17 protein-coding genes, 2 tRNA genes and 1 pseudogene are annotated in these 20,192 nt (G+C 66.2%); 6 read left to right on the forward strand and 14 right to left on the reverse strand.

Features of this window, described 5'->3' with window-relative positions:
• Genes SROT_RS10265 through lgt form a run of 3 tightly spaced genes read right to left on the reverse strand, consistent with a single transcriptional unit; the run spans position 1 to position 3,372 of the window.
• A complete protein-coding gene (locus tag SROT_RS10265; RefSeq protein ID WP_013138964.1) occupies positions 1-894 on the reverse strand; it encodes an acyl-CoA thioesterase in 894 nt (297 codons plus the stop codon).
• A 41-nt stretch (positions 895-935) separates the two neighbouring features.
• Positions 936-2,357 (reverse strand): pyruvate kinase, encoded by a 1,422-nt coding sequence (pyk, locus tag SROT_RS10270; protein ID WP_013138965.1) that lies wholly within the window; start codon positions 2,355-2,357, stop codon positions 936-938.
• A gap of 10 nt (positions 2,358-2,367) precedes the next feature.
• A complete protein-coding gene (lgt, locus tag SROT_RS10275) occupies positions 2,368-3,372 on the reverse strand; it encodes a prolipoprotein diacylglyceryl transferase (RefSeq protein ID WP_013138966.1) in 1,005 nt (334 codons plus the stop codon).
• A 143-nt stretch (positions 3,373-3,515) separates the two neighbouring features.
• Here lgt and exaC point away from each other — a divergent pair, with 143 nt between their 5' ends.
• The gene (gene exaC, locus SROT_RS10280) at positions 3,516-5,063 is read left to right on the forward strand and encodes an acetaldehyde dehydrogenase ExaC (RefSeq protein ID WP_187288028.1); all 1,548 of its coding nucleotides are present in this window, start codon (positions 3,516-3,518) and stop codon (positions 5,061-5,063) included.
• 52 nt (positions 5,064-5,115) lie between these two features.
• Here the strand turns inward: exaC and SROT_RS10285 are convergent, their stop codons facing one another.
• Complete coding sequence (locus SROT_RS10285; protein ID WP_013138968.1) at positions 5,116-5,574, reverse strand: LppP/LprE family lipoprotein; 459 nt, start codon at positions 5,572-5,574, stop codon at positions 5,116-5,118.
• 134 nt (positions 5,575-5,708) lie between these two features.
• On the opposite strand from SROT_RS10285, the gene SROT_RS10290 reads away from it, so the two are divergent.
• Positions 5,709-6,404: a VC0807 family protein gene (locus SROT_RS10290; protein ID WP_013138969.1), complete on the forward strand. Its 696-nt coding sequence runs from the start codon at positions 5,709-5,711 to the stop codon at positions 6,402-6,404.
• 191 nt (positions 6,405-6,595) lie between these two features.
• A pseudogene (locus SROT_RS10295) lies at positions 6,596-7,809 on the forward strand (MFS transporter).
• On the opposite strand, the gene SROT_RS10300 reads toward SROT_RS10295, so the two are convergent.
• The 5 genes from SROT_RS10300 to SROT_RS10320 all read right to left on the reverse strand — a co-directional run bounded on the left by SROT_RS10300 (position 7,784) and on the right by SROT_RS10320 (position 11,164).
• Positions 7,784-8,446 (reverse strand): hypothetical protein, encoded by a 663-nt coding sequence (locus SROT_RS10300; protein WP_013138971.1) that lies wholly within the window; start codon positions 8,444-8,446, stop codon positions 7,784-7,786. The pseudogene SROT_RS10295 and the gene SROT_RS10300 sit on opposite strands and share 26 nt — an antisense overlap.
• Before the next feature lie 151 nt (positions 8,447-8,597).
• Positions 8,598-8,669, reverse strand: a tRNA-Glu gene (locus SROT_RS10305).
• Between the two features lie 84 nt (positions 8,670-8,753).
• Positions 8,754-8,828, reverse strand: a tRNA-Gln gene (locus SROT_RS10310).
• A gap of 40 nt (positions 8,829-8,868) precedes the next feature.
• Positions 8,869-10,365: a glutamate--tRNA ligase gene (gene gltX / locus SROT_RS10315; RefSeq protein ID WP_013138972.1), complete on the reverse strand. Its 1,497-nt coding sequence runs from the start codon at positions 10,363-10,365 to the stop codon at positions 8,869-8,871.
• Entirely contained in the window at positions 10,358-11,164 is an 807-nt protein-coding gene (locus tag SROT_RS10320) for a fumarylacetoacetate hydrolase family protein (RefSeq protein ID WP_013138973.1), read from the reverse strand. Before SROT_RS10320 ends, gltX begins: the two co-directional genes overlap by 8 nt.
• Before the next feature lie 25 nt (positions 11,165-11,189).
• On the opposite strand from SROT_RS10320, the gene SROT_RS10325 reads away from it, so the two are divergent.
• Entirely contained in the window at positions 11,190-12,176 is a 987-nt protein-coding gene (locus SROT_RS10325) for a glycerophosphodiester phosphodiesterase family protein (protein ID WP_245535285.1), read from the forward strand.
• 40 nt (positions 12,177-12,216) lie between these two features.
• Here the strand turns inward: SROT_RS10325 and SROT_RS10330 are convergent, their stop codons facing one another.
• From SROT_RS10330 to SROT_RS10350, 5 genes are all read right to left on the reverse strand, one after another.
• Complete coding sequence (locus SROT_RS10330) at positions 12,217-12,993, reverse strand: SDR family NAD(P)-dependent oxidoreductase (RefSeq protein WP_222829192.1); 777 nt, start codon at positions 12,991-12,993, stop codon at positions 12,217-12,219.
• 113 nt (positions 12,994-13,106) lie between these two features.
• Entirely contained in the window at positions 13,107-13,982 is an 876-nt protein-coding gene (locus SROT_RS10335) for an oxygenase MpaB family protein (RefSeq protein ID WP_049773429.1), read from the reverse strand.
• Positions 13,983-14,065: 83 nt separating this feature from the next.
• Positions 14,066-14,572, reverse strand: a complete 507-nt coding sequence (locus SROT_RS10340) for a type III secretion system chaperone family protein (RefSeq protein ID WP_013138976.1) — start codon at positions 14,570-14,572, stop codon at positions 14,066-14,068.
• Positions 14,569-15,900, reverse strand: a complete 1,332-nt coding sequence (mshA, locus tag SROT_RS10345; protein ID WP_245535287.1) for a D-inositol-3-phosphate glycosyltransferase — start codon at positions 15,898-15,900, stop codon at positions 14,569-14,571. The genes SROT_RS10340 and mshA overlap by 4 nt, the downstream gene beginning before the upstream one ends.
• A 38-nt stretch (positions 15,901-15,938) precedes the next feature.
• Positions 15,939-17,279 (reverse strand): ROK family transcriptional regulator, encoded by a 1,341-nt coding sequence (locus SROT_RS10350; RefSeq protein WP_013138978.1) that lies wholly within the window; start codon positions 17,277-17,279, stop codon positions 15,939-15,941.
• Positions 17,280-17,599: 320 nt separating this feature from the next.
• Between SROT_RS10350 and SROT_RS10355 the strand changes: the two genes are divergently transcribed.
• Both SROT_RS10355 and SROT_RS10360 read left to right on the forward strand, forming a co-directional pair.
• A complete protein-coding gene (locus tag SROT_RS10355; RefSeq protein WP_013138979.1) occupies positions 17,600-18,349 on the forward strand; it encodes an SDR family oxidoreductase in 750 nt (249 codons plus the stop codon).
• A 4-nt stretch (positions 18,350-18,353) separates the two neighbouring features.
• On the forward strand, positions 18,354-20,153 hold the full coding sequence (locus SROT_RS10360) for an AMP-dependent synthetase/ligase (protein WP_013138980.1): 1,800 nt from the start codon (positions 18,354-18,356) through the stop codon (positions 20,151-20,153).
• Positions 20,154-20,192: the final 39 nt, after the last annotated feature.

Below are 20,192 nucleotides of genomic sequence, written 5' to 3' on the forward strand. Positions count from 1 at the left end.
CTACTTGCGGGGCCGGTGGATGACCATGCCTTCTTGCGCGGAGCTGGCGACACGCACGCCGCTCTGGGCGTAGAAAGCCCCCGTTGAGAAGCCGCGCAACCCGGCGGCTGCCGGAGATTCGGTCGCGTACAGGTGCCATTGGTCGAAGCGGACCGGGCGGTGGAACCACAGCGAGTGGTTGAGCGTGGCGGCGATGATCCGGTCAAACCCCCAGGAGAGCCCGTGCTGGGTGATGATGGAGTCCAGAATCGTCGTGTCGGAGGCGTACGCAAGAGCCGCCTCGTGCGCACGCGGATCGTCCGGCAGCTCGCCCCGGGTCTTCATCCACACACGGTTGTGCGGCAGCGCCTCGCCCGCGTCCTTGGCGAGCCAGGAGGGGTTGTTCGCGTACCGCCAATCAATGGGCCTGAGCGCCTCCACGAACAAAGAGAGCTCCTGCTCCATCCCCACGAATGTCTCTTCCAGCTCGGGCAAAGCCGTTGGCTCCGGGACGGCGGGCATCTGCGAGGAATGCTCCAGGCCCGGCCTGCTGTGGAAGTAGGCGAGCAGCGCGGTCGCGATCACCTCGCCTTTCTGGCGCACCAGCACGTGGCGGTTCGCGATGGACCGCTCGTCGCGCAAACTGGAAACCTGGAACTCGATCGGCAGGCTGACATCGCCTCCGCGAATGAAATGGGTCTGCGCCGTGTGCAGGCCGAGCGCGGGCGACTTCACCGTCCGGCCGGCCGCGACAACCGCCTGAGCGACGATCTGGCCGCCGTACGTTCGGGAGCCGACCTTGCTCGGATGCTGGCCGATGAACGTGCCGTCACCGCCGTCTGCAAGGTCGAGAATGCCGAGCAGCTCTTGGAAATCGCCGCTGGCGTCGTCGATCAGGGATTGCGCTGAAGTCATCCGGCGACTCTACCAACGCGCGCCGCGGCGCAGCGCCGACGCTAGTGGTCGTGTTCGCCGATGCGGTGGGCGTTGATCGTGTTGGTGGAGCCCACCGTCCCCGGCGGGGCTCCTGCCACGACAATGACCAAGTCGCCTTGCTCGTACCGTTTGATGTCCAGCAGGGCCTGGTCCACCAGCCGGATCATCGAGTCGGTGGAGTCCACTTGCGGCACGATGAACGTTTCCACGCCCCACGACAACGCGAGCCTGCTGCGGACCGCGGGCACCGGGGTGAACGCGAGCAACGGCAACGCGCTGTGCAATCGGGCGAGACGACGAACCGTGTCGCCGGACTGCGTGAAAGCGACCAGCGCCTTCGCCTCCAACCGCTCCCCGATGTCTTTGGCCGAGTACGAGATGACGCCGCTTTTCGTCCTCGGTATCCGGATGAGCGGCGCGATGAGCGCGGGCTCCTTCTCCGCCGCCGCGAGGATCCGGGCCAGCGTGCGGACCGCGACGAAGACGTGCTTGCCGACGGAGGTCTCCCCCGACAGCATGACCGCGTCCGCGCCGTCGAACACCGCGTTGGCGGCGTCGGACGCCTCCGCCCTCGTGGGGGTGGCGTTCTCGATCATCGACTCCAGCACCTGGGTCGCCACGATCACCGGCTTCGCGTTGGCCCTGGCGAGCTGGATCGCGCGCTTCTGGACCGCTGGCACGTCTTCGAGGGGCAGCTCGACGCCCAAATCGCCTCGGGCCACCATGACCGCGTCGAACGCGAGGATCACCTCTTCGAGCTGGTCCCCCACCGCCTCTGGCTTCTCCAGCTTCGCGATGACCGGGACGCGCCTGCCGACTCGGTCCATCACCTCGTGGACCAGACGCACGTCGTCGGGCGAGCGGACGAAGGACAGCGCGACCCAGTCCACCCCGAGCCGCAGGGCGAACTCGAGGTCCTCGGTGTCCTTCTCCGACAACGCCGGAGCCGAGACGTTCACACCGGGCAGGGAGATGCCTTTGTTGTTGCTGACCGGACCGCCCTCGTACACCTGGCAGACCACGTCGTTGCCCTCGACGCGCAACGCCCGCAGCCCGACCTTGCCGTCGTCGATGAGCAGGGTGTCCCCCGCGACGACGTCGTTCGCGAGCTGCTTGTAGGTGGTAGAAACCCGGTCGTGGGATCCTTCAATGTCATCGACCGTGATCCGGACGGTCTCGCCGGTCGCCCAGATGGTGCGCCCCTCGGCGAAGCGGCCAAGCCGGATTTTCGGCCCTTGCAGATCGGCCATGATCCCCACCGCTCGGCCGGTCTGGTCGGAAGCCTCGCGCACCCAGTGGTACATCTGCTCGTGGTCCGGGTGGTCCCCGTGGCTGAAGTTCAGCCGCGCCACATCCAGACCCGCTTCGACGAGAGCTTTGACTTTTTGAGCAGACGCGGTGGCAGGGCCCAAGGTGCAGACGATCTTTGTGTGGCGAGTCATACCGAAGAGCCTAGTCGGATTGCTCAGCCGGTCCGACTTCGGATGAGTGAACGTCAGATATCGGCGACAGTTCGGAGGAAGCAGACTCCTCCGGCTGGGCGGGTTTCTCGGGCTCATCGGCGGGTTTGCCCCCTCGGGCCGCTTCGATCTCTTCGGGAAGCTCTTTGCCTTTTTTCGCGAACAGGAAATACGCCAAAGCGCCGATGATGAGCAAGCTCGATGTGTAGACGTTGACGCGATAGCCGCAGATCGTCGTCGCCGGGTCGATCCGAACGAATTCCAAACCGAGCCTGCCGAGGCTGTAACCGGCGACATAGAGCGCGAAAAGCCTGCCGTGGCCGATCTTGAACCGGCGGTCGAGCGCCACAAGGACCGCCGCGACGGCGAGGTTCCAGCACGCTTCGTACAGAAAGGTGGGGTGGACGAGCTTGCCGCTGAGCTCCATCTCCCCGCCGAGCCACGGCCTGCCGTCCGAGACGCCGTACACGTTGTCCACCGCGCCGTCGCGAATGCGCTCGTACAGCCGCAACCCCCACCAGTGGTTCGTCTCCCGCCCGAACAGCTCTTGGTTGAAATAATTGCCGAACCGCCCGATCGCCGAAGCCACGATGACGGGCGGGGCGACCGCGTCGGCGAACGCCGGCAGCGGGATTCCTTTGCGGCGGCAACCGATCCAAGCGCCCACGCCGCCCAATGCGACCGCGCCCCAGATCCCCAGGCCGCCTTCCCAAATGAAGAGGGCATGCACTGGGGAGCGGCCCTGGCCGCCGAAGTAGGTGCGCCAGTCGGTCGCGACATGGTAGAGCCGACCGCCGATCAGGCCGAACGGCACTGCGATCAGCGCCACGTCCACCACGTCCTCGCGGCGACCGCCTCGGGCGGTCCATCGCTTTGTGCCCCACCAGCACGCGAGCAAAATGCCCGCCAAAATGCAGAGCGCGTAGGCCCGGATCGGAATCGGCCCAAGGAACCAGACCCCCTGGGGGGGCGAGGGTATATACGCCAGAGTTGCCACGCGAAGACACCTTACCCGTCGCACGGGCCAGTCACCTCTGGTTGCCGCCGCCTCCTCCGTGTCGGTGTAGCGTAGAACACAAAGCGGCAACGTCTATTGCCAAAGCCATTCGGCAGCGGACGTGCGCGCGCTCTCGAGGAACCATGAGCACTCCCGATGGAAAAGGAGAAACCGTGAAACACGCAGCACCGGGCGCCGAGGGGAGCGCGCTCACTTTCCAAGCAAGCTACGACAACTTCATCGGCGGCGAATGGACCGCGCCTGTCGAAGGCGGATACTTCGACAACCCCTCGCCCGTGGACGGCCGCGTGTTCACCAAGATCGCCCGCAGCACCGAGGCGGACGTGGATCTGGCGCTGGACGCGGCGCATCGGGCCGCGGACACATGGGGCGCCACTTCGGTGACCGAGCGGGCCAATCTCCTGCTGAAGGTCGCCGACCGCCTCGAAGAGAACCTCACCGCGTTGGCCGTCGCCGAGACCTGGGACAACGGCAAGCCGATCCGGGAAAGCCTCGGAGCCGACCTGCCCTTGGCCGTGGACCAGTTCCGGTACTTCGCCTCAGCGATCCGCAGCCAGGAGGGCGGCGTCTCCGAGATCGACGCGGACACCGTGGCGTACCACTTCCACGAGCCGCTCGGCGTCGTCGGGCAGATCATCCCGTGGAACTTCCCGCTGCTCATGGCAGCGTGGAAACTCGCGCCCGCGCTGGCAGCGGGCAACTGCGTCGTCATCAAACCCGCCGAGCAGACCCCGGCCTCGATCATGGTGCTCATGGAGATCATCGGCGACATGTTGCCGCCGGGCGTGTTGAACGTCGTCAACGGCTTCGGCCCTGAGGCCGGCAAATCCCTCGCCTCCAGCCCGAAGATCGCGAAAGTCGCGTTCACCGGCGAGACCAGCACGGGCAAACTCATCCTGCAATACGCGACCGAGAACCTCATCCCGGTGACCTTGGAGCTGGGCGGCAAAAGCCCGAACATCTTCTTGTCCGACGTGATGGCCAAGGACGACGACTTCCTCGACAAAGCAGTCGAAGGCTTCGTGATGTTCGCGCTCAACCAGGGCGAGGTGTGCACTTGTCCGTCGCGCGCCATTGTCTGCGCCGACATCTACGACGAGTTCATCGCGCGCTGTGTCGAGCGGACCAGGGCCATCAAAGGCGGCGACCCGTTGGACGAGGAGACCATGATCGGGGCCCAGGCCAGCGCCGAGCAACAAGAGAAAATCCTCAAGTACATCGACATCGGCAAAGCCGAAGGCGCGCAGTTGCTGATCGGCGGCAACGAGCGCGTGGTGGACGAGCACCCGAACGGCCACTATGTCGAGCCGACTATCTTCAAGGGCACGAACACGATGCGGATCTTCCAGGAGGAGATCTTCGGCCCGGTTCTCTCGGTGACCACATGCGACTCTGTGGACGAGGCGTTGAAGATCGCCAACGACACCCAGTACGGCCTGGGGGCCGGTGTGTGGACCCGCGATATGAACACCGCCTACCGGCTCGGCCGGGGCTTGAAAGCAGGCCGAGTGTGGACGAATTGCTACCACGCGTACCCCGCGCACGCGGCGTTCGGCGGCTACAAGAAGTCCGGGATCGGACGCGAGAACCACAAGATGATGCTGGAACACTACCAACAGACGAAAAACTTGCTGGTCAGCTACGCGGCGAACAAAGTCGGCTTCTTCTGACCGACCGGCTCGGCGCGAGGCGGCCCAAGGGGTGCGCAGCGACCGGGGTTTCTCATCCCGCGCAATGCGCGGACTCGTAGAGCTCTTGCGGGATTTGGTCGATCCGCTCGACTCTGTCCCCGCTCCAGCGGTATTTGATATTGGCAGAGCCGGACATGGTGGTGGCAGACTCCTGGCCACGCGGCCATCGGTACTGGACGAGCACAGTGTCCCCTCGGGCCGACTTGACCGATGCGCGTCCGAACGCGCACGAGTCGGCCGTCCCGACGAATGCGCCTTTGTGGAAGAACAGCACCTGCCGCGGGCCGAGCGGGTCCGTGTCCCCTTCGAGCGCGACCACAGCCGCCGTGAGCTCGCCGCAATGGTCGTAGCGGCCCGTGTAGGACTGCGACCATTTTTTGCCCGCAGGCGCGGGCAAAGCGCCCGCCGCCGCGCGGACCTCCGGCGCGTCGGGGACCTGGGGGCACGGGTTCGGGCTGATCGCAGCCAGGCCGCTGCGCTGCTCGGCCATGGTCGCGAACCCCTGCGCCCCTTCTTCGGCCGTCGTGCCGGAGTGAGCACAGGAAGCGCAAAGAAACACCGCCGCAAAGCCCGAAAGCCACATCGTCCGCATGCGGTCCGAGATTACCGGCACAATGGACTGTCATGATGGACAAACTCGCCGCCTGGTGGTCACATCCGCGATTCGCCAAAGCGCGCCCGATGCTCATCGACACCGCTCTGCCCGCAGGCTGCTATTACATCCTGCACAGCTGGCTCGGGCACTCCGCCCTCTTCGCCTTCTCGGTCGCCGCCGTGCTCCTGTGCGCGCGCGTGGGCTTCACGGTCGCGCGGGAGCGCCGCGTCGATTCCTTCCAAATCTTGGTGCTCGCTTCGATCCTGGTCTCTCTCGCGCTCGCGATCATCGCCGACGACTCGCGGATCGCCCTGCTGCGCGGTTCGATTTACTCCACTGTGCTGGGCGTGGGCTGCGCGATCACGACGTTTGTGGGCAAACCGCTTTTAGAGCGGATCATGCGCCCCGGCCTTGCCCTCACCTCGCCGGGGCTCGAAGCGGCTTGGGAGCAGTGCTGGGACACCGACCAGCCGTTCCGCCGCAGAGTCCGCCAACTCAACCTGCTCTACGGGGCCAGTTTCCTCGCGAGCGCCGCGACGCGCGCCTGGGTGGTCTACCACACCAGCGAAGGCGTCGCCGTCGCCGCGAGCGGCGTGCCCGGCATGGTCATCTCCGGCGTGGTCGCAATCGCCACCGCGGTCCTCGCTATGCCGCTGGTCAGCGCCCTGGAGCGAGTCCGCAAACAGAATGCCGGGCATCCGGAGAAAGCCGAAGCCGGAATCTGAGTTCCGGCTCTTTCGCGGCGTGTGGCCCGATCAGGAAACCTACCGATCCGGCAGCCGTGGCCATTGCGCGGACGCGCGCACCCCGCCCAGCGCCGCACGGGCGGGCTGCGACCGCCCGAGACGCGGCGAAGCCGCAGGAGCCAGACCCGGACCCCTTACTATCCCATATACTGGGATAGTAATATCAAAATATGGACAAATGTCCCGGCTCGGCCTACCGCTGGGCGATGCTCGCCCTCGCCACGAGTTCGTCCGCGGCCGCCACCATGGTCATCGGCGCGGGCGGTTCCTCATCCCCGCGCTGCTCGCTCAGCGCGGGCTTTCCTTGCCTCAAGCAGGCCTCGTGGCCGCGATGACCTCGTTCGGGATCACGCTGACCTTGATCGGATGGGGCTTTCTCATCGACCGCCACGGGGAGCGGTGGACGCTGACAGCAGGGCTCGCCCTCGCTGGCACGAGCACCTGGACGGCCGCATTGGGAGGCGATCCGAGATGGATCGGCGGCTGTCTCTTCGTCGCCGGCATGGCATGCGGCAGCACCAACGCCGCGAGCGGGCGCATCGTCGTGGGTTGGTTCCCGAAAGAGCAACGGGGCCTCGCCATGGGAATACGGCAAATGGCGCAGCCGCTCGGCATGGGGGCCGACGCCCTGGCGCTCCCCGGTGTGGCGCAACACCAAGGCGTGGCGGCCTCGCTCATCATCCCAGCGGTCGCCGCCCTCGTCTTCGCGGCTCTCTGCGCCGTGTTCGCGCGGACCCCACAGGCGAAAAGCGCCGAACACGCGGCCGCGGATGGCGACAACCCGTACCGGAGAGGAAGTTTCCTGTGGCTCCTGCACGCAGTGTCCGTGCTGCTCGTCATCCCGCAGAACCTCGTGTGGACATACATGTTCACCTGGCTCAACCACTCCCTCGGGTGGGGCGAGACCCGAGCAGGGGCGCTCGTCGCGCTCGCGAACGTCCTGGGGGCCGCGGGGAGAGTGGCCGCAGGGATCTGGTCGGACCGGGCCGGGAGCCGAACATGGACCATCCGCATGATCGCGGCCATCGCCGCCGGGCTGCTGGGCTGCCTCGCGCTCGCGAGCTGGGGGCACGCGACACCGGCGGCAGTCGCGCTCATGGTCGCCGCCTGCGTCATCACCTGCGCGGACAACGGCCTCGCCTTCACCTCGGTGGCCGAGTTCGCCGGACCGAGCTGGTCCGGGCGGGCGCTTGGCGCGCAGAACACCTGCCAATACACCGCAGGCTTCCTCGTGCCGCCCTGTTTCGGCTGGCTCATCGAAACGACCAGCTACACCAGCTCTTTCGCTGTGTGCGCAGTGATCGCGGCTTCCGCGATTGCGCTCGTGCCCAAAGACGAAGGCGACCGAGCGCGCGGCGTCAGCGGGCGGCGCTGCGGGCCGTAATGGCGTCCCGAGAGATGAAGACGTCGTAATCGCCCGGATTCGAGACCACAACACTGCCGTAGGCCGAGCGCACAAATGGCTTGGTCCACCATGTGCGGTCCTGCATCTCTTTGAAGAAGTCTCTGTCGTCGTTCAAAATGACGGCGTCTTTGCTCGGGTGGTGGCCGTCCTCGAACTGGCCGTCGAGCCGGGTGATCTTGTAGCCGCCGCGAAGGCCGAGCGTGTTCGCCAATGGTTCGAGCTCGACGATATTCGCTTGCAGCGCCCATCTGTCGCCCTCGAGCTGATACGTCTTCCGGGAAGCGACACTGGTGTGGTCCTCCCCGTAGAGCGTCAGCTCGACGTTGAGCCGACCAGGGGCGTTTTCAATCTTCGAAGCCACGACGTGCGCGGCCTTGACCTCACCTGTCAGACCCAGGTACCCCTGGATCAGCGTGGTGATCCAGGTGAGGAACGTCGCGATCGAGACCATGACGGCGCCGCCGAAGCCGTGCTTGAGCCTTGGCCGCCAGCGGCGCTTCTGCTCCCCTGTCTGCTTCCGCCGCCCGACCAGCATCGAAACCAGAAGGCCGCCGCCGACGAGGAACACCGCCAAAAGCACAGCCTGCACCCAGCCGAATTGCAACGAATAACTCATACTGTGGTTTGTACCAGAAGAGGGCTGCTGATTCATGCCCATCGGGCTTTGTTCGCGCCCGCGCCCAGGAAACGCGGAGTTTGCGGCCAGTCCGGCCCGGAGTCTCGGAGACGAGAAAGACCCCCGGCTGGAGAGCCGGGGGTCTTCGCTGTAGCCCCGACGGGACTCGAACCCGCGCTACTGCCGTGAGAGGGCAGCGTCCTAACCGCTAAACGACAGGGCCTTGCACTCGATCTTGACGATCGCTCCGAATAGTATACACATTTTTTTGACACACTCTGACGTGTTTTCGACACACACGAAAGCGTGGCTGGGATACCAGGACTCGAACCTAGAATGAGTGAACCAGAATCACTAGTGTTGCCAATTACACCATATCCCAATTGGATTTTCAGCGTCCGCGAGTCTAGCAGACCGCGCAGTCACTGTCCAAGAATATCCCGGTGCGCCGAGCGCAGCCGGTGAATCGTCCGGTCCCGTCCGAGCAATTCCATCGACTCGAAGAGCGGCGGGCTGATCCGCGCCCCGGTGACTGCCACCCTGATCGGCCCGAACGCAGCACGAGGCTTCAATCCCAATCCGTCGATCAACGCGCTGTGCAACGCTGCTTCCAGCGCCTCGTGCGACCATGCGGGCGGCTCCCCGACCGCAGGATCGAGCACACCGAGGACGGCCTCCAGGACAGGCAGCGCGCCCGAGCCGAGCTCTTTCGCGGCGGACTGCGGGTCAAGACGGAAATCAGACTCCGGCGTGTACAGGAATTTCAGCAAATCCCAAGCCTCGCCCAACACCTGGACACGAGTCTGGACGAGTTCGGCCGCCACGCCGAAGAGCGCCCGGTCCTCCGAACCGGACAGACGGCCTTGGGCCACGAGGTAGGACCACAGCCGCTCCGCGAAATCCTCCGGCGCGAGCTGCCGCAGATGCGCCGCGTTGATGGCGTCCGCCTTTTTCTGGTCGAAGCGCGCGGGGCTCGACTTCACGTCGTGGACGTCGAACGCCGCCACCATCTCCTGCAAGGAGAAAACGTCTCGGTCTTCGCCGATCCCCCAGCCCAGGAGCGCCAGGTAATTGAGCAGGCCCTCCGGGACGAAACCCCGGTCGCGATGGTGGAAGAGGCTCGACTCCGGGTCGCGTTTTGAGAGCTTTGTGTTCTTGTCGCCCATCACATACGGCATATGTCCGAACTCGGGCGGTTTGCCCTCGGACGCCCCGATCCGGCCGAGCGCCTCATGCAACGCCAACTGCCGGGGCGTGGAGGACAACAGGTCTTCCCCGCGCAAAACATGGGTGATCCCCATGAGCGCGTCGTCAACGGGATTGACCAAGGTGTACAGCGGGTCGCCGCTCACGCGGCTCAAAACATAATCGGACTGCGACACGGCCGGGTAGGAGATCCTGCCGCGGACAAGGTCCTCCCACTCGTGGTCGCGGTCCGGCATTTTCAACCGGATCACCGGCGCGCGGCCCTGCGACTTCAGGCGCTTGCGGTCGGCCTCGTCCAATGTCCTGTCGAAGTTGTCGTAGCCGAGCTTGGGGTCGCGGCCAGCGGCGAGATGCCGGGCGGCGACCTCTTCCGCGGTCGAAAAACTCTCATACGCCTCGCCGGACTCCACCAGCTTGGCGAGCACGTCGCGGTACAAGTCGCGGCGCTGGGACTGGCGGTACGGCGCGTGCGGACCGCCGACCTCGGGCCCTTCGTCCCAGTGCAAGCCCAACCAGCGCAACGCGTCCAAGATCGCCTTGTAGGACTCTTCGGAGTCGCGGGAGGCGTCGGTGTCCTCAATGCGGAATACGAACGTACCGCCATGGTGACGGGCGAACGCCCAGTTGAAGAGGGCTGTGCGAACCAAACCGACGTGCGGCGTGCCCGTCGGGGAGGGGCAGAAGCGGACACGGACAGGCACACGCTCAGGCATGTGGCGCTCCTTTTTCTGAGACAACCGGGTTCGTCAAAGTCCCGACGCCTTCGATCATGATCGACACTTCGTCGCCGTCGACGATCGGTCCGACCCCTTCTGGTGTGCCGGTGAGGATGACATCCCCGGGCAAGAGCGTCATCGCACGAGAGCACCACGCGATGAGCTTCGGGATGCTGTGGATCAAAAGGCTCGTCCGGGAGTGCTGGCGCAGCTGCCAGGACTCTTCGCAAGCGCCGCGCACCTCCGTTCGTATCTCCAGGTCCTCCGGGTCGAGCTCGGTCTCGATCCACGGGCCGAGCGGGCAGAACGTGTCATGGCCCTTGGCGCGGGCCCACTGCCCGTCTTGACGTTGCTGGTCGCGGGCGGAAACGTCGTTGCCGACGGTGTAGCCGAGAACGACCGAGAACGCCTCGTCGCGCGGCACATTGCGGCACGGCCTCCCGATGACGACCGCGAGCTCGCCCTCGTGGTGGACGGTCTGGGCGTCGGACGGCAGCACGATCGGAGCGCCCGGTCCGACAATCGACGTCGAGGGCTTCAAGAAGATCAACGGCTCCTGCGGAGCCTCCCCGCCCATCTCCTTGGCGTGCGCGAGATAATTCTTGCCGACGCAGACCACTTTGGAGGCCAGAATCGGAGAAAGCACGCGCAGATCCGCGAGCGGCCAACGCTTCCCGGTGTAGGCGGGCTCGCCGAAGGGGTGGTCGGCGATCTCGTGGGCGACAGCATCCGGGCCGTCCCCCTCCACACGCACAAACGCGACGCCGTTCGGACTCGCTACCCTGCCTAACCTCATGGGCTTCGAGCCTACTATGAACGGCATGGGATTGATCCGCGCCGTCCTCATGCTCTGCACTGTCAGCCTCGGGGCGGCCGCCGACAGCGGGGGGCCTTGCGCGGTCTTCGACCTGGAGGCGCACCGAGGCGGGATGGGGCTGACCGTGGAGTCCACTCTTGCCTCGTTCGCGAAGGGGTTGTCTGTGGGCGTCACCACGTTGGAGATGGACGTGCAAATCACCAAGGACCATGTCGCCGTGATCACGCACGACCGCAAAGTCGACCCGTCGAAATGTTCCGGCCAGTACGCGGGGCGCTTCATCAAAGACCTCACTTTCGCCCAAATCGAAACGCTGGACTGTGGTTCCAAGACCTTGTCGAACTACCCCGAGCAGCACGCGGCGCCCCACGCGAAGATGCCCGCCCTGCGTTCGGTTTTGGAGCTTGCCCGCCAGCGGGGCCCCGGCGCGACCAGGCTGAACATCGAGACGAAAGTCGAGGCAGCGGCGCCGTCCGAGACCGCCCCCCGCGAGGAATTCGTCCGTATTGTCGCAGAGGAGATCCGGCGAGCGGGCCTCGCCGGACAGGCTGTCATCGAAAGCTTCGACTGGGGGGCGCTCGAACTGATGCGCCGCATCGCCCCGGAACTGCCGCTCATCGCGCTCACATCGCCCGCGTTCTGCGCCGATGAGACCTCGCGCAATCCGTGGCTCGGCGGTGTCGCCTTGGCAGACTTCGGCGGCGACGCCATCGCGGCGGCGAAATCCATCGGCGCGACGGCGATCTCCCCGCAATACGGCGACCCGCAAGACGGCAAGCTCGGCGATCCGGGTTTCCGACTGCTGACGACACAAGAGTACGTGGAACGCGCGCACGCAGAGGGCATGAAGGTCATTCCGTGGACCGTGGACGACAAGGCGACTATGGCCGCGCTGGTGGACTCCGGCGCGGACGGGATCATCACGGACTACCCGGACGCATTGCGCGAAGTCTTGGCCGAGCGCGACATGCCGCTGTCCCCAGCGTCGTGAGCCTCGGGCGAGCCGGTTCCAGGCGCTTCGGCACGAGCGCTCAGCGCAGCTCCACGCCCTTGCGCCGGGCGAACGAGACACCGGCGAACCTCATGATGAGACCGAGCGGGTCCGAGTACAACGAGCCGAACAGCCTCGGCACGGCATTGTAGAACCGAGCGTCCGCCCCGACCAAGATCCTGGCCTTGCGCTTGCCGACGCCTTGCACAATGGCCTCGGCCGCTGTGGCCGCATCGGTGAAAGACAGCAAATTGAACAGCTCGGCGATACCGGCTTTGTGCCCCTGCCCCGGATCGGACTTGGCGATCTGCGTGCGCACGAAGCCGGGGTGCACCGAGCTGACCCCGATAGGCCAGCGCAAGGCCTTGGCCTCTTGGCGCAACGCCTCGGTCAACCCGCGCACCGCGAACTTCGACATGTTGTACGAGCCGAGGAAAGGCATCGACATCAGGCCCTCGATGGAGGAGATGTTCACAACGTACCCGTCGCCCGACTCGATCAGGTGCGGCAGGAACGCCTTGGTCCCATTGTGCACGCCGTGCGCGTTGATCCCGATGATCCAGTCGTGCTCTTCCCACGGGGTCGCCAGGACGCTGCCGACGACCGCGACACCCGCGTTGTTGACGATCACATTGACCTTGCCGAAGTCCGAACGCGCCTGCGCGGCGTGCTCAATCACCGCAGCGCGGTCGGCGACGTCGAGCCGATACGCCTTGGCTTTTGCGCCAAGCCCGCGCACTTGCTCCGCCGTCTGCTCGACAGCCTCGAGGGAGACGTCCGACAGCGCGAGCACGGCGCCCCGACGGGCGAACTGCACCGCCAGCTCGCGTCCGATCCCCCGCCCGCGCCGGTGATCGCCACAACCTTGCCTGTGAAGTCTTTCATCGCACTATCCTTGCCGCATCTCGCACCGCGCCAGATATAACAATGTTAGCGCGTGGCGGAGCGCGGCGGCGGGGCTCCGGTGGCCTGAACCCATCCGGCGTATGCCCTCGGATACCACCGCCACCGCACCGGGCGGACACGCCACTCTTTCCCGATGAAACGCGCCTGCGCGCGGTATCGCCGCGCTTCCGAGCGGGTCCAACGAATCCCGAAGCGTTCCCGGACGACTTCCGGCAGCCCGCCGAGGTACGCGAGCCGCAACGGCGGCCCGATGAGCGAGCGGACCAGGCGACGGCGCAGCATGAGATTGCCGAAGCGGTGGTATTGCTCGGGGAACGGCAAAGAGGCGGGCTTGCCGATCTTGGGGAAAACGCGACCGTCGATGAGCTCGAGCAACCAGTCAGAAGCTTCGTTCGGCTGCAGAACCGCACGGCAATGCCGCTCCCATTCGGACTGGAACGCGGCGCGGTCCTTGGGCACCGCGGCGTCGCTCACACCGTAACGGCGGTACCACGCGACTCCCTCTTGGTAGAGCTGCTCGCGCTCGGCATCGGCGAGCGGGCGGGGCGAGTACACATCCGCGACATGCTCCGCCATCACTTGGAAGGTCGCGTGCGCCCACCAATAGACGTCCGGGCTGAGCGCGTGGTAGGGCCGCCCGTCCGGCAGCGCGCCTTTGATCTCCTTGTGGAAGTCTCTGACCATGCGCCCGGTCTGCGCCTCAGGCTTGTCGTACACCACGCCGACGATGCCGGGCAAGGAGCGGAACACCCGGTCCATCGGGTCTTGAAAGAAATCCGAATGGTCGAGCAGGGCCTGGCCGATCACTGGATGCATGGTTTGCAAGACGCCTGCCATGCCGCCCGCGTAAGCGATCCGCGAGTCCCCTGCCAGCTGCCACAGCAGCGAACCGGGCCCAATGCCGTCGAATTGCCCGGACCTCGCAGGCGCTCGGGCATTGGCAGACGCACTCGCATTTCCATGAGACGAGTGACACAAAGCAATTACTCGCGGTCCGGATCGCGAATCAGATGGGTGAACGCCGACAGGTTTTTGGTCGACTCTCCGCGCGAGGTGCGCCAACTCCATTCCCGGCGGATCGCTTCGGCGAAACCGAGCGAAAGCAGCTGGTTGAAGTCCGAGTCCACCGTCTGGATGATCTGCCCCAGTATCCGGTCAAGCTCCTCGGCGCTGAGGGCGGCTGTCGGGACAAACCCGACCAAATAGACGTCCCCGGGCTGGTCGATGGTGTAATGCACTCCGTACTGGCCCTGATTGCGCTGGAGCAAGAAACGGAACACGTCTTCGTGGTTCTCCTCAGGGGCGCGGCACATGAACGCCTCGATCCGGACCCCGGCCTCGCGCGGCGCGAGTGCGACGCCGACCTGGTGGCGGCGCTCCGCAGGCAGGACCACCCAGAAGACCTGGTGCTCGGAGATCTCCTCCGCGTCCAGTTCCAGCTCTTGCAAGCTCTTTTGCAGCGCCGCGCGCACCTTTTGCGTCCCGCTCATCCGCGCACCGCCCGCATCGGCGCGAGAGCCCCGCCCCGCAACGCGGCGCGATACGAGGCGAGGAGGCCGTCGGCTGTGGCCTCCCAGGAGAACCGGCCCGCGTGCGCGACGCCCGCCCTGCCCATCGCGCGCAGACGCTCCGGCGCGGCGAGGAGGCTGGCGATCTCGGCCTGCCAGCGCTCGGGAGCCCAGCTGTCCACCAGCACGCCGCTGACCTGGTCCGCGACCGCCACTGGCAGGCCGCCGACTTTGGCCGCGACCACTGGTGTGCCGCAGGCCTGCGCCTCAATCGCGACCAATCCGAAGGACTCCGAATGGCTCGGCACCGCGACGAGATCCGCGGCCCGGTAGACCTTCGCGAGTTGCGCCGGCGGCTGCGCGGGCCACATGGTCACATTGTCCGCCACGCCGAGGCGTTCCGCGGTCGCCATGATCCCTTCGGGGCTCAGGCCCGAGCCGGAAGCCTCGCCGACGACGAGCAGCCGCACACCCGGCTTCGCGCGCATGACCTCTGCCATCGCGGCCAGCAGAATGTCCGGTCCTTTGAGCGGCTGTATCCGGCCCACGAACGCCACGACCTGCTCGCTCGGGTCAAGGCCAAGCTCGGCCCGCGCAGCGGCCTTGTCGCCGGGGCGGAACATGCCCAAGTCCACACCAGGGGGCACCACATCGATCTTCTGCGGATCTGCCGCGTAGTACTGCGTCAAATGCCCGGCTTCCACTTGCGTGTTGGCGACCATGCGATCGGACTCCGCGACGAGCTGGCCCTCGCCGACCAACCGTTGCAACGGCTCAGGCACGTCGCCCTCGGCCAAGGTCACGTTCTTCACCGCGGCCAAGGTGTGCGCGGTGTGCACGAGCGGCACCCCGAGCCGGTCCTTGATGAGCCAGCCGACTTGGCCGGAGAGCCAGTAATGCGAATGGACGAGGCTGTGCCGCCACGCCTCATGCCCCACGCACTCTCGGAGCACCCCTGCGGTGAAGGCGCAGAGCTGGCTCGGCAGCTCTTCCTTGCGCAGCCCCTCGAACGGGCCTGCGACCACATTGTGCAAGGTCACGCCTGGGACGGGCTCCCAGCTCGGCGGATCGTCCGAAGAAGTCGCCCTGGTGAAGATCTCCACCGCGACGCCGCGCCGCGCCAACACGGTCGAGGTGTTGCGGATGTAGACATTCATCCCGCCCGCGTCGCCAGTGCCAGGCTGCGCCCAAGGAGACGTGTGCAGCGACAGCACCGCGACACGGCGCAAATACGGCGAAGACCTGGCGGGCAGCGCCGAAACCGCGGCGGGGCGGGGCGCAGCGGCAGTGTCCTGACAAGGGATGGCCATCCCTCCAGGGTAGGCCACATCCTCTCACTGCCGTCAAGTCACGCCGCGAGGCCCGCCTGCCGCCAAGCGCCGATAGGGTCGGCCCACACGGAGGAGAGCGCGACCGCGAGCGCGGCGAACTCTTGGATTTTCGCGCCGAGTCGGGTGGCGCGCACCGGCACGCCCGGAGTCGCCGAAGCCTCGTGGAACGCCTCCGCCACCTGTGCGGCGGCGTTCGGGTACGCGGTGAAAGCTTGGCCGCCGAGCACCACTTCGTCCGGGTTCACCAAACTCGCCGCGATGGCCGCGGACTCGCCGAAGAGGCGGGACCGCTCGCGCAAGAGCTCGTGCGCGAGCGCGTCGCCCGCAACAGCTTCGCGGATCACGTCCTGCACTGTCTGCGCCGATCGGGCCTGGGGCTTGGCCCCGGTGATCCGGGTCCAGGCAAGCGCCACAGCGCTGTCGCTCACGGCTTCGGCGAGCGCGCCGGAGCCGTCATGCCCGAGGAGCAGCTTCGAGCGCACCGGCAGGCGCGCGATCGTGCCGGGGCCGCTCTTGGGGGTGCGCACCCGCCCGTCGATCGTCAACGCAGTTCCAAGCGACTCACGGCCATAGAAATGCATCGTCGTGCGCTGCCGTGTCGGGCTCGTCGCGAGATGGTTGCTCGGGGGCAACAGCAATTCGGCTGCCGCGACCGCTTCCACCTGCGCCGCGAGCGAGGTGGGCAGGCCGAGCTTGGCGGAAATCGCTGTCGCGAGAGGCGCGTCTTTCCACCCCAGCTCCGGTCGGGTCGTCGTCCCGAGAACGGGGTCCACCGTGCCGACACTCGCGACTCCCGCCCACAGCGGCCGCCTGCGCGGCCAGCGCGCCAGGTACTGCCTGGCGCTCGAAGCGATCTGCTCAAGAGCGTCTTGCGCGTTCCCCCGAGGGGTCGGGAACTCAGCGGAGTCGAGAATCTTGCCCCGGATGTCGCCAGCGACAATAGAAACAGAGTTCAGGCCCACGTAGACACCGAGCACAAGGTACGGCGCATGGTCGATCTCGACCGGCACGCGCGGACGGCCCACCAGGCCGCTCGGAGCCAGGTCGGCCCGCTCGCGCAGCAGGCCCGCCTCCAGCAGCGCGACGACCTGGCGGTTCACGGTCGCGACGGAAAGGTCCGTGGATTTCGCGAGCACATCCCGGCTCACGGCGCCTTTGCCGCGCGCGGCGTGCAGCACTGCGGAGGCGGGTATGTCGGAGAAGCCGAGCCTCGGCTGGACCACCCGGCCCAGATCCCGGCGAACGGGAAGCCCGACCGGGCGCAGACGCGGGGCCTCGCCGCTCGCGGCGGACTCTGGGCGGACAAGCAACCGCGGCGGGACAGGGCCTCGGGCGGTGGAAAGCAAGGGAGATGCCATGGTTGGAATTCCTCTTCAAGAGCGCCAGCGCTTGTTGTCGCTGACGGAAAGTCAACTGTGAATGTCGGGGAAACAGTCAGAACAGAACAATCTTGAAGGCTGGCGGCCGCTGAGGGCCTGAAAACAGCGAAGACGAGATCAACTCTCGCGAGCGCGGCACGCGCAGCCGGTCAACAGCAGAAGAGACACAGTTCGCGAATGGGCGGCAGGCGATTGCCCAGAGCGTTGAACTCATGGGCTGGCAACTTGTTCGAGGCCTGCATGCGCATAGGTTAACACATGGACGGCGGAGTCGGCGAGCACATGGTTACGATGACCCCATGACACGTACTGCTGTGGTGACCGGCGCAAGTTCTGGCATTGGCGCGGCGACCGCCTCGACGCTCGCCGAGGCGGGATTCGAAGTCGTCCTTGGGGCCAGACGGCTCGACAAGTTGGACGCGCTCGCCAAACGGCTCGGCGGGCGGGCGTTGCCGCTGGACGTCACCGACCAGGCATCCGTCGACGCCTTTGCCGCCCAGCTGGGCGGCGTGGACGTTCTGGTCAACAACGCGGGCGGGGCATTCGGGCTTTCCTCCGTGGCAGACGCGTCCGTCGACGAGTGGCGCCAGAACATCGAAGTCAACGTCTTCGGCACCCTGCGGGTCACCAAGGCGCTGCTGCCCCTGCTCCGCGCCTCCGACGACGCGATGATCGTCACAGTGACTTCGATTGCGGCGGACACCGTCTACACGGGCGGCTCCGCGTACACCGCGGCCAAGCACGCGCAGTCCGCGCTGCACCGCACCTTGCGGCTGGAGCTGAAAGGGGAGCCGATTCGGATTTCTGAGGTCAAGCCCGGCGCGGTGAACACGGAGTTCTCGCTCGTGCGGTTCGGCGGGGACCAAGCAAGGGCCGACGCGGTGTACGACGGGATCACGCCTCTGGTGGCTCAGGACGTCGCCGAAGTGATCGGCTTCATCGCGACCCGGCCGGCGCACGTCAACATCGACTCGATCACCGTGAAACCCCGTTCGCAGTACGAAGGCGCACAGCAGTTCCGCGCCCCCCGGCAGGAGGGCTTAGGCTAACCCCATGCTTGAGACCCGCAACAGCACGCCGTTCTTTGTCGCCGACTCCGCCGCCGTCCTCGATGTGGTGTCCGAACGGGCGGCGCAGAGCCCAGGCCACGTTTTCTTCGAGCGAAGGGTCGGCGGCGAGAAACACCAAGTCACCGCCTTGGAGTTCTACGAGCAGGTGCGCAAAGTCGCCAAAGGTCTCGTCGCCTCTGGCGTGGAGCACGGCGACCGAGTCGCGATCTGCGCCCCGACCCGCTACGAATGGGCGCTGCTGGACTTCGCCGTCTGGGCGGCAGGCGCAGTCACCACGTCGATCTACGAGACTTCCTCGAGCGAACAAGTCCGCTGGATCATTTCCGACTCCGAGGCCAAGCTCCTCGTCGTGCAAGACGCGAAGCTGCTCCAAGCGCACGAGGCTGTGCTCGCAACCATTCCCACTTTGCGCGAGACGCTGGTCTTCGACGGGGACCCGGGCGCGGTCGAACAGCTTGAGCTGCGCGGCGAGAACGTGCCGGACAGCGAGCTCGACTCGCGTCGCGCCCAGCTCGGCGCGGACAAGCTCGCCACGCTCATCTACACCTCGGGCACAACCGGCAGGCCGAAAGGCGTGTGCCTGACCCACCGCAACTTCCTTTCCGAAGTGATCGCGACGCAAGAGCCGATCAAAGCGATGGCCCCGAAGCAGGGCCGCGCGAACACCGCCATGTTCCTGCCCATGGCGCATATCTTCGCCCGCGCGCTCACCATCACCTCGATGAGCGCCAACGTGCTCATCGAATTCCTCTCCTCCACCGCCACGCTGTCGGAGGACCTGCAGAAAATCCAGCCCACGATCCTTTTCTCCGTGCCAAGGGTCTACGAGAAGGTCTACGACTCGGCGAAGAAAAAAGCAGCCGCGGGCGGCAAAGAGGGGATTTTCGAGCGCGCGAGCGCCGTCGCCGTCGCGTACAGCGAGGCTGTCGAGAACGGCAAGCCCGGCGTCGTTTTGAAGCTCCAGCACGCGCTCTTCGACCGGCTCCTCTACAGCAAGCTCCGCGCGGCTGTGGGCGGCAAGGTCGTCGGCGCCGTGTCGGGCGGCGCGGCGATCTCCCCGAGGCTGGCGCATTTCTTCAACGGCATCGGGGTGAGCGTCTACCAGGGCTACGGGCTCACGGAAAGCACGGCGGGCATCACCTTCAACTCGCCTGTGGCGAACAGGGTCGGCTCGGTCGGCAAGCTCGTGGCCGGGTGCAGCGCCCGGATCGCGGACGACGGCGAAGTACTCCTCGCCGGACCGGTGGTGTTCAGCGAGTACTGGCGCAATCCAGAAGCCACCGCCGGCGCGATCGAGGACGGCTGGTTCCACTGCGGCGACCTCGGCCGGATCGACGAAGACGGCTTCCTGTACATCACCGGGCGCAAAAAAGACATCATCGTCACCGCCGGGGGCAAGAATGTCGCCCCTCAGGTGCTCGAAGAAGTGTTGAAAGAGCACAATCTGGTCAGCCAGGGCGTCGTGGTCGGCGACGGGCGCCCGTTCATCGCGGCGCTGCTCACCCTCGACCCGGAAGCAGCGGCTTCCTGGGCAGCGGCCCACGGGCTCGCCGAGGACACCCCGGTTTCCGAGCTCGCGCAGAACGCGGAGCTCAAAGCCGATCTGCAAAAAGCGGTCGACCAGGCGAACAAGCACGTCTCGAATGCCGAGGCGATCAAGAAGTTCGCCGTCCTGCCGGAGGACTTCTCCATCGAAGGCGGCACGCTGACTCCGACTCTGAAAGTCAAACGAGACGTGGTGTCCAAACAGAACGAGGCCGCCATCGAGGCGCTGTACTCCTGATCCGCGCGCAAGGCCCCGGATCTACTACAAATTGTCGTA

Source organism: Segniliparus rotundus DSM 44985 (assembly GCF_000092825.1).
GTDB classification, from domain to species: Bacteria; Actinomycetota; Actinomycetes; order Mycobacteriales; family Mycobacteriaceae; genus Segniliparus; species Segniliparus rotundus.

Excerpts from the sequence above, each read along its gene's own strand:
- SROT_RS10265 (WP_013138964.1), bottom strand. The coding sequence starts at position 894 with ATGACTTCAGCGCAATCCCTGATCGACGACGCCAGCGGCGATTTCCAA.
- pyk (WP_013138965.1), bottom strand. The coding sequence starts at position 2,357 with ATGACTCGCCACACAAAGATCGTCTGCACCTTGGGCCCTGCCACCGCG.
- exaC (WP_187288028.1), top strand. The coding sequence starts at position 3,516 with ATGAGCACTCCCGATGGAAAAGGAGAAACCGTGAAACACGCAGCACCG.
- SROT_RS10285 (WP_013138968.1), bottom strand. The coding sequence starts at position 5,574 with ATGGCCGAGCAGCGCAGCGGCCTGGCTGCGATCAGCCCGAACCCGTGC.
- SROT_RS10290 (WP_013138969.1), top strand. The coding sequence starts at position 5,709 with ATGATGGACAAACTCGCCGCCTGGTGGTCACATCCGCGATTCGCCAAA.
- SROT_RS10300 (WP_013138971.1), bottom strand. The coding sequence starts at position 8,446 with ATGAGTTATTCGTTGCAATTCGGCTGGGTGCAGGCTGTGCTTTTGGCG.
- gltX (WP_013138972.1), bottom strand. The coding sequence starts at position 10,365 with ATGCCTGAGCGTGTGCCTGTCCGTGTCCGCTTCTGCCCCTCCCCGACG.
- SROT_RS10320 (WP_013138973.1), bottom strand. The coding sequence starts at position 11,164 with ATGAGGTTAGGCAGGGTAGCGAGTCCGAACGGCGTCGCGTTTGTGCGT.
- SROT_RS10325 (WP_245535285.1), top strand. The coding sequence starts at position 11,190 with ATGGGATTGATCCGCGCCGTCCTCATGCTCTGCACTGTCAGCCTCGGG.
- SROT_RS10340 (WP_013138976.1), bottom strand. The coding sequence starts at position 14,572 with ATGAGCGGGACGCAAAAGGTGCGCGCGGCGCTGCAAAAGAGCTTGCAA.
- mshA (WP_245535287.1), bottom strand. The coding sequence starts at position 15,900 with ATGGCCATCCCTTGTCAGGACACTGCCGCTGCGCCCCGCCCCGCCGCG.
- SROT_RS10350 (WP_013138978.1), bottom strand. The coding sequence starts at position 17,279 with ATGGCATCTCCCTTGCTTTCCACCGCCCGAGGCCCTGTCCCGCCGCGG.
- SROT_RS10355 (WP_013138979.1), top strand. The coding sequence starts at position 17,600 with ATGACACGTACTGCTGTGGTGACCGGCGCAAGTTCTGGCATTGGCGCG.
- SROT_RS10360 (WP_013138980.1), top strand. The coding sequence starts at position 18,354 with ATGCTTGAGACCCGCAACAGCACGCCGTTCTTTGTCGCCGACTCCGCC.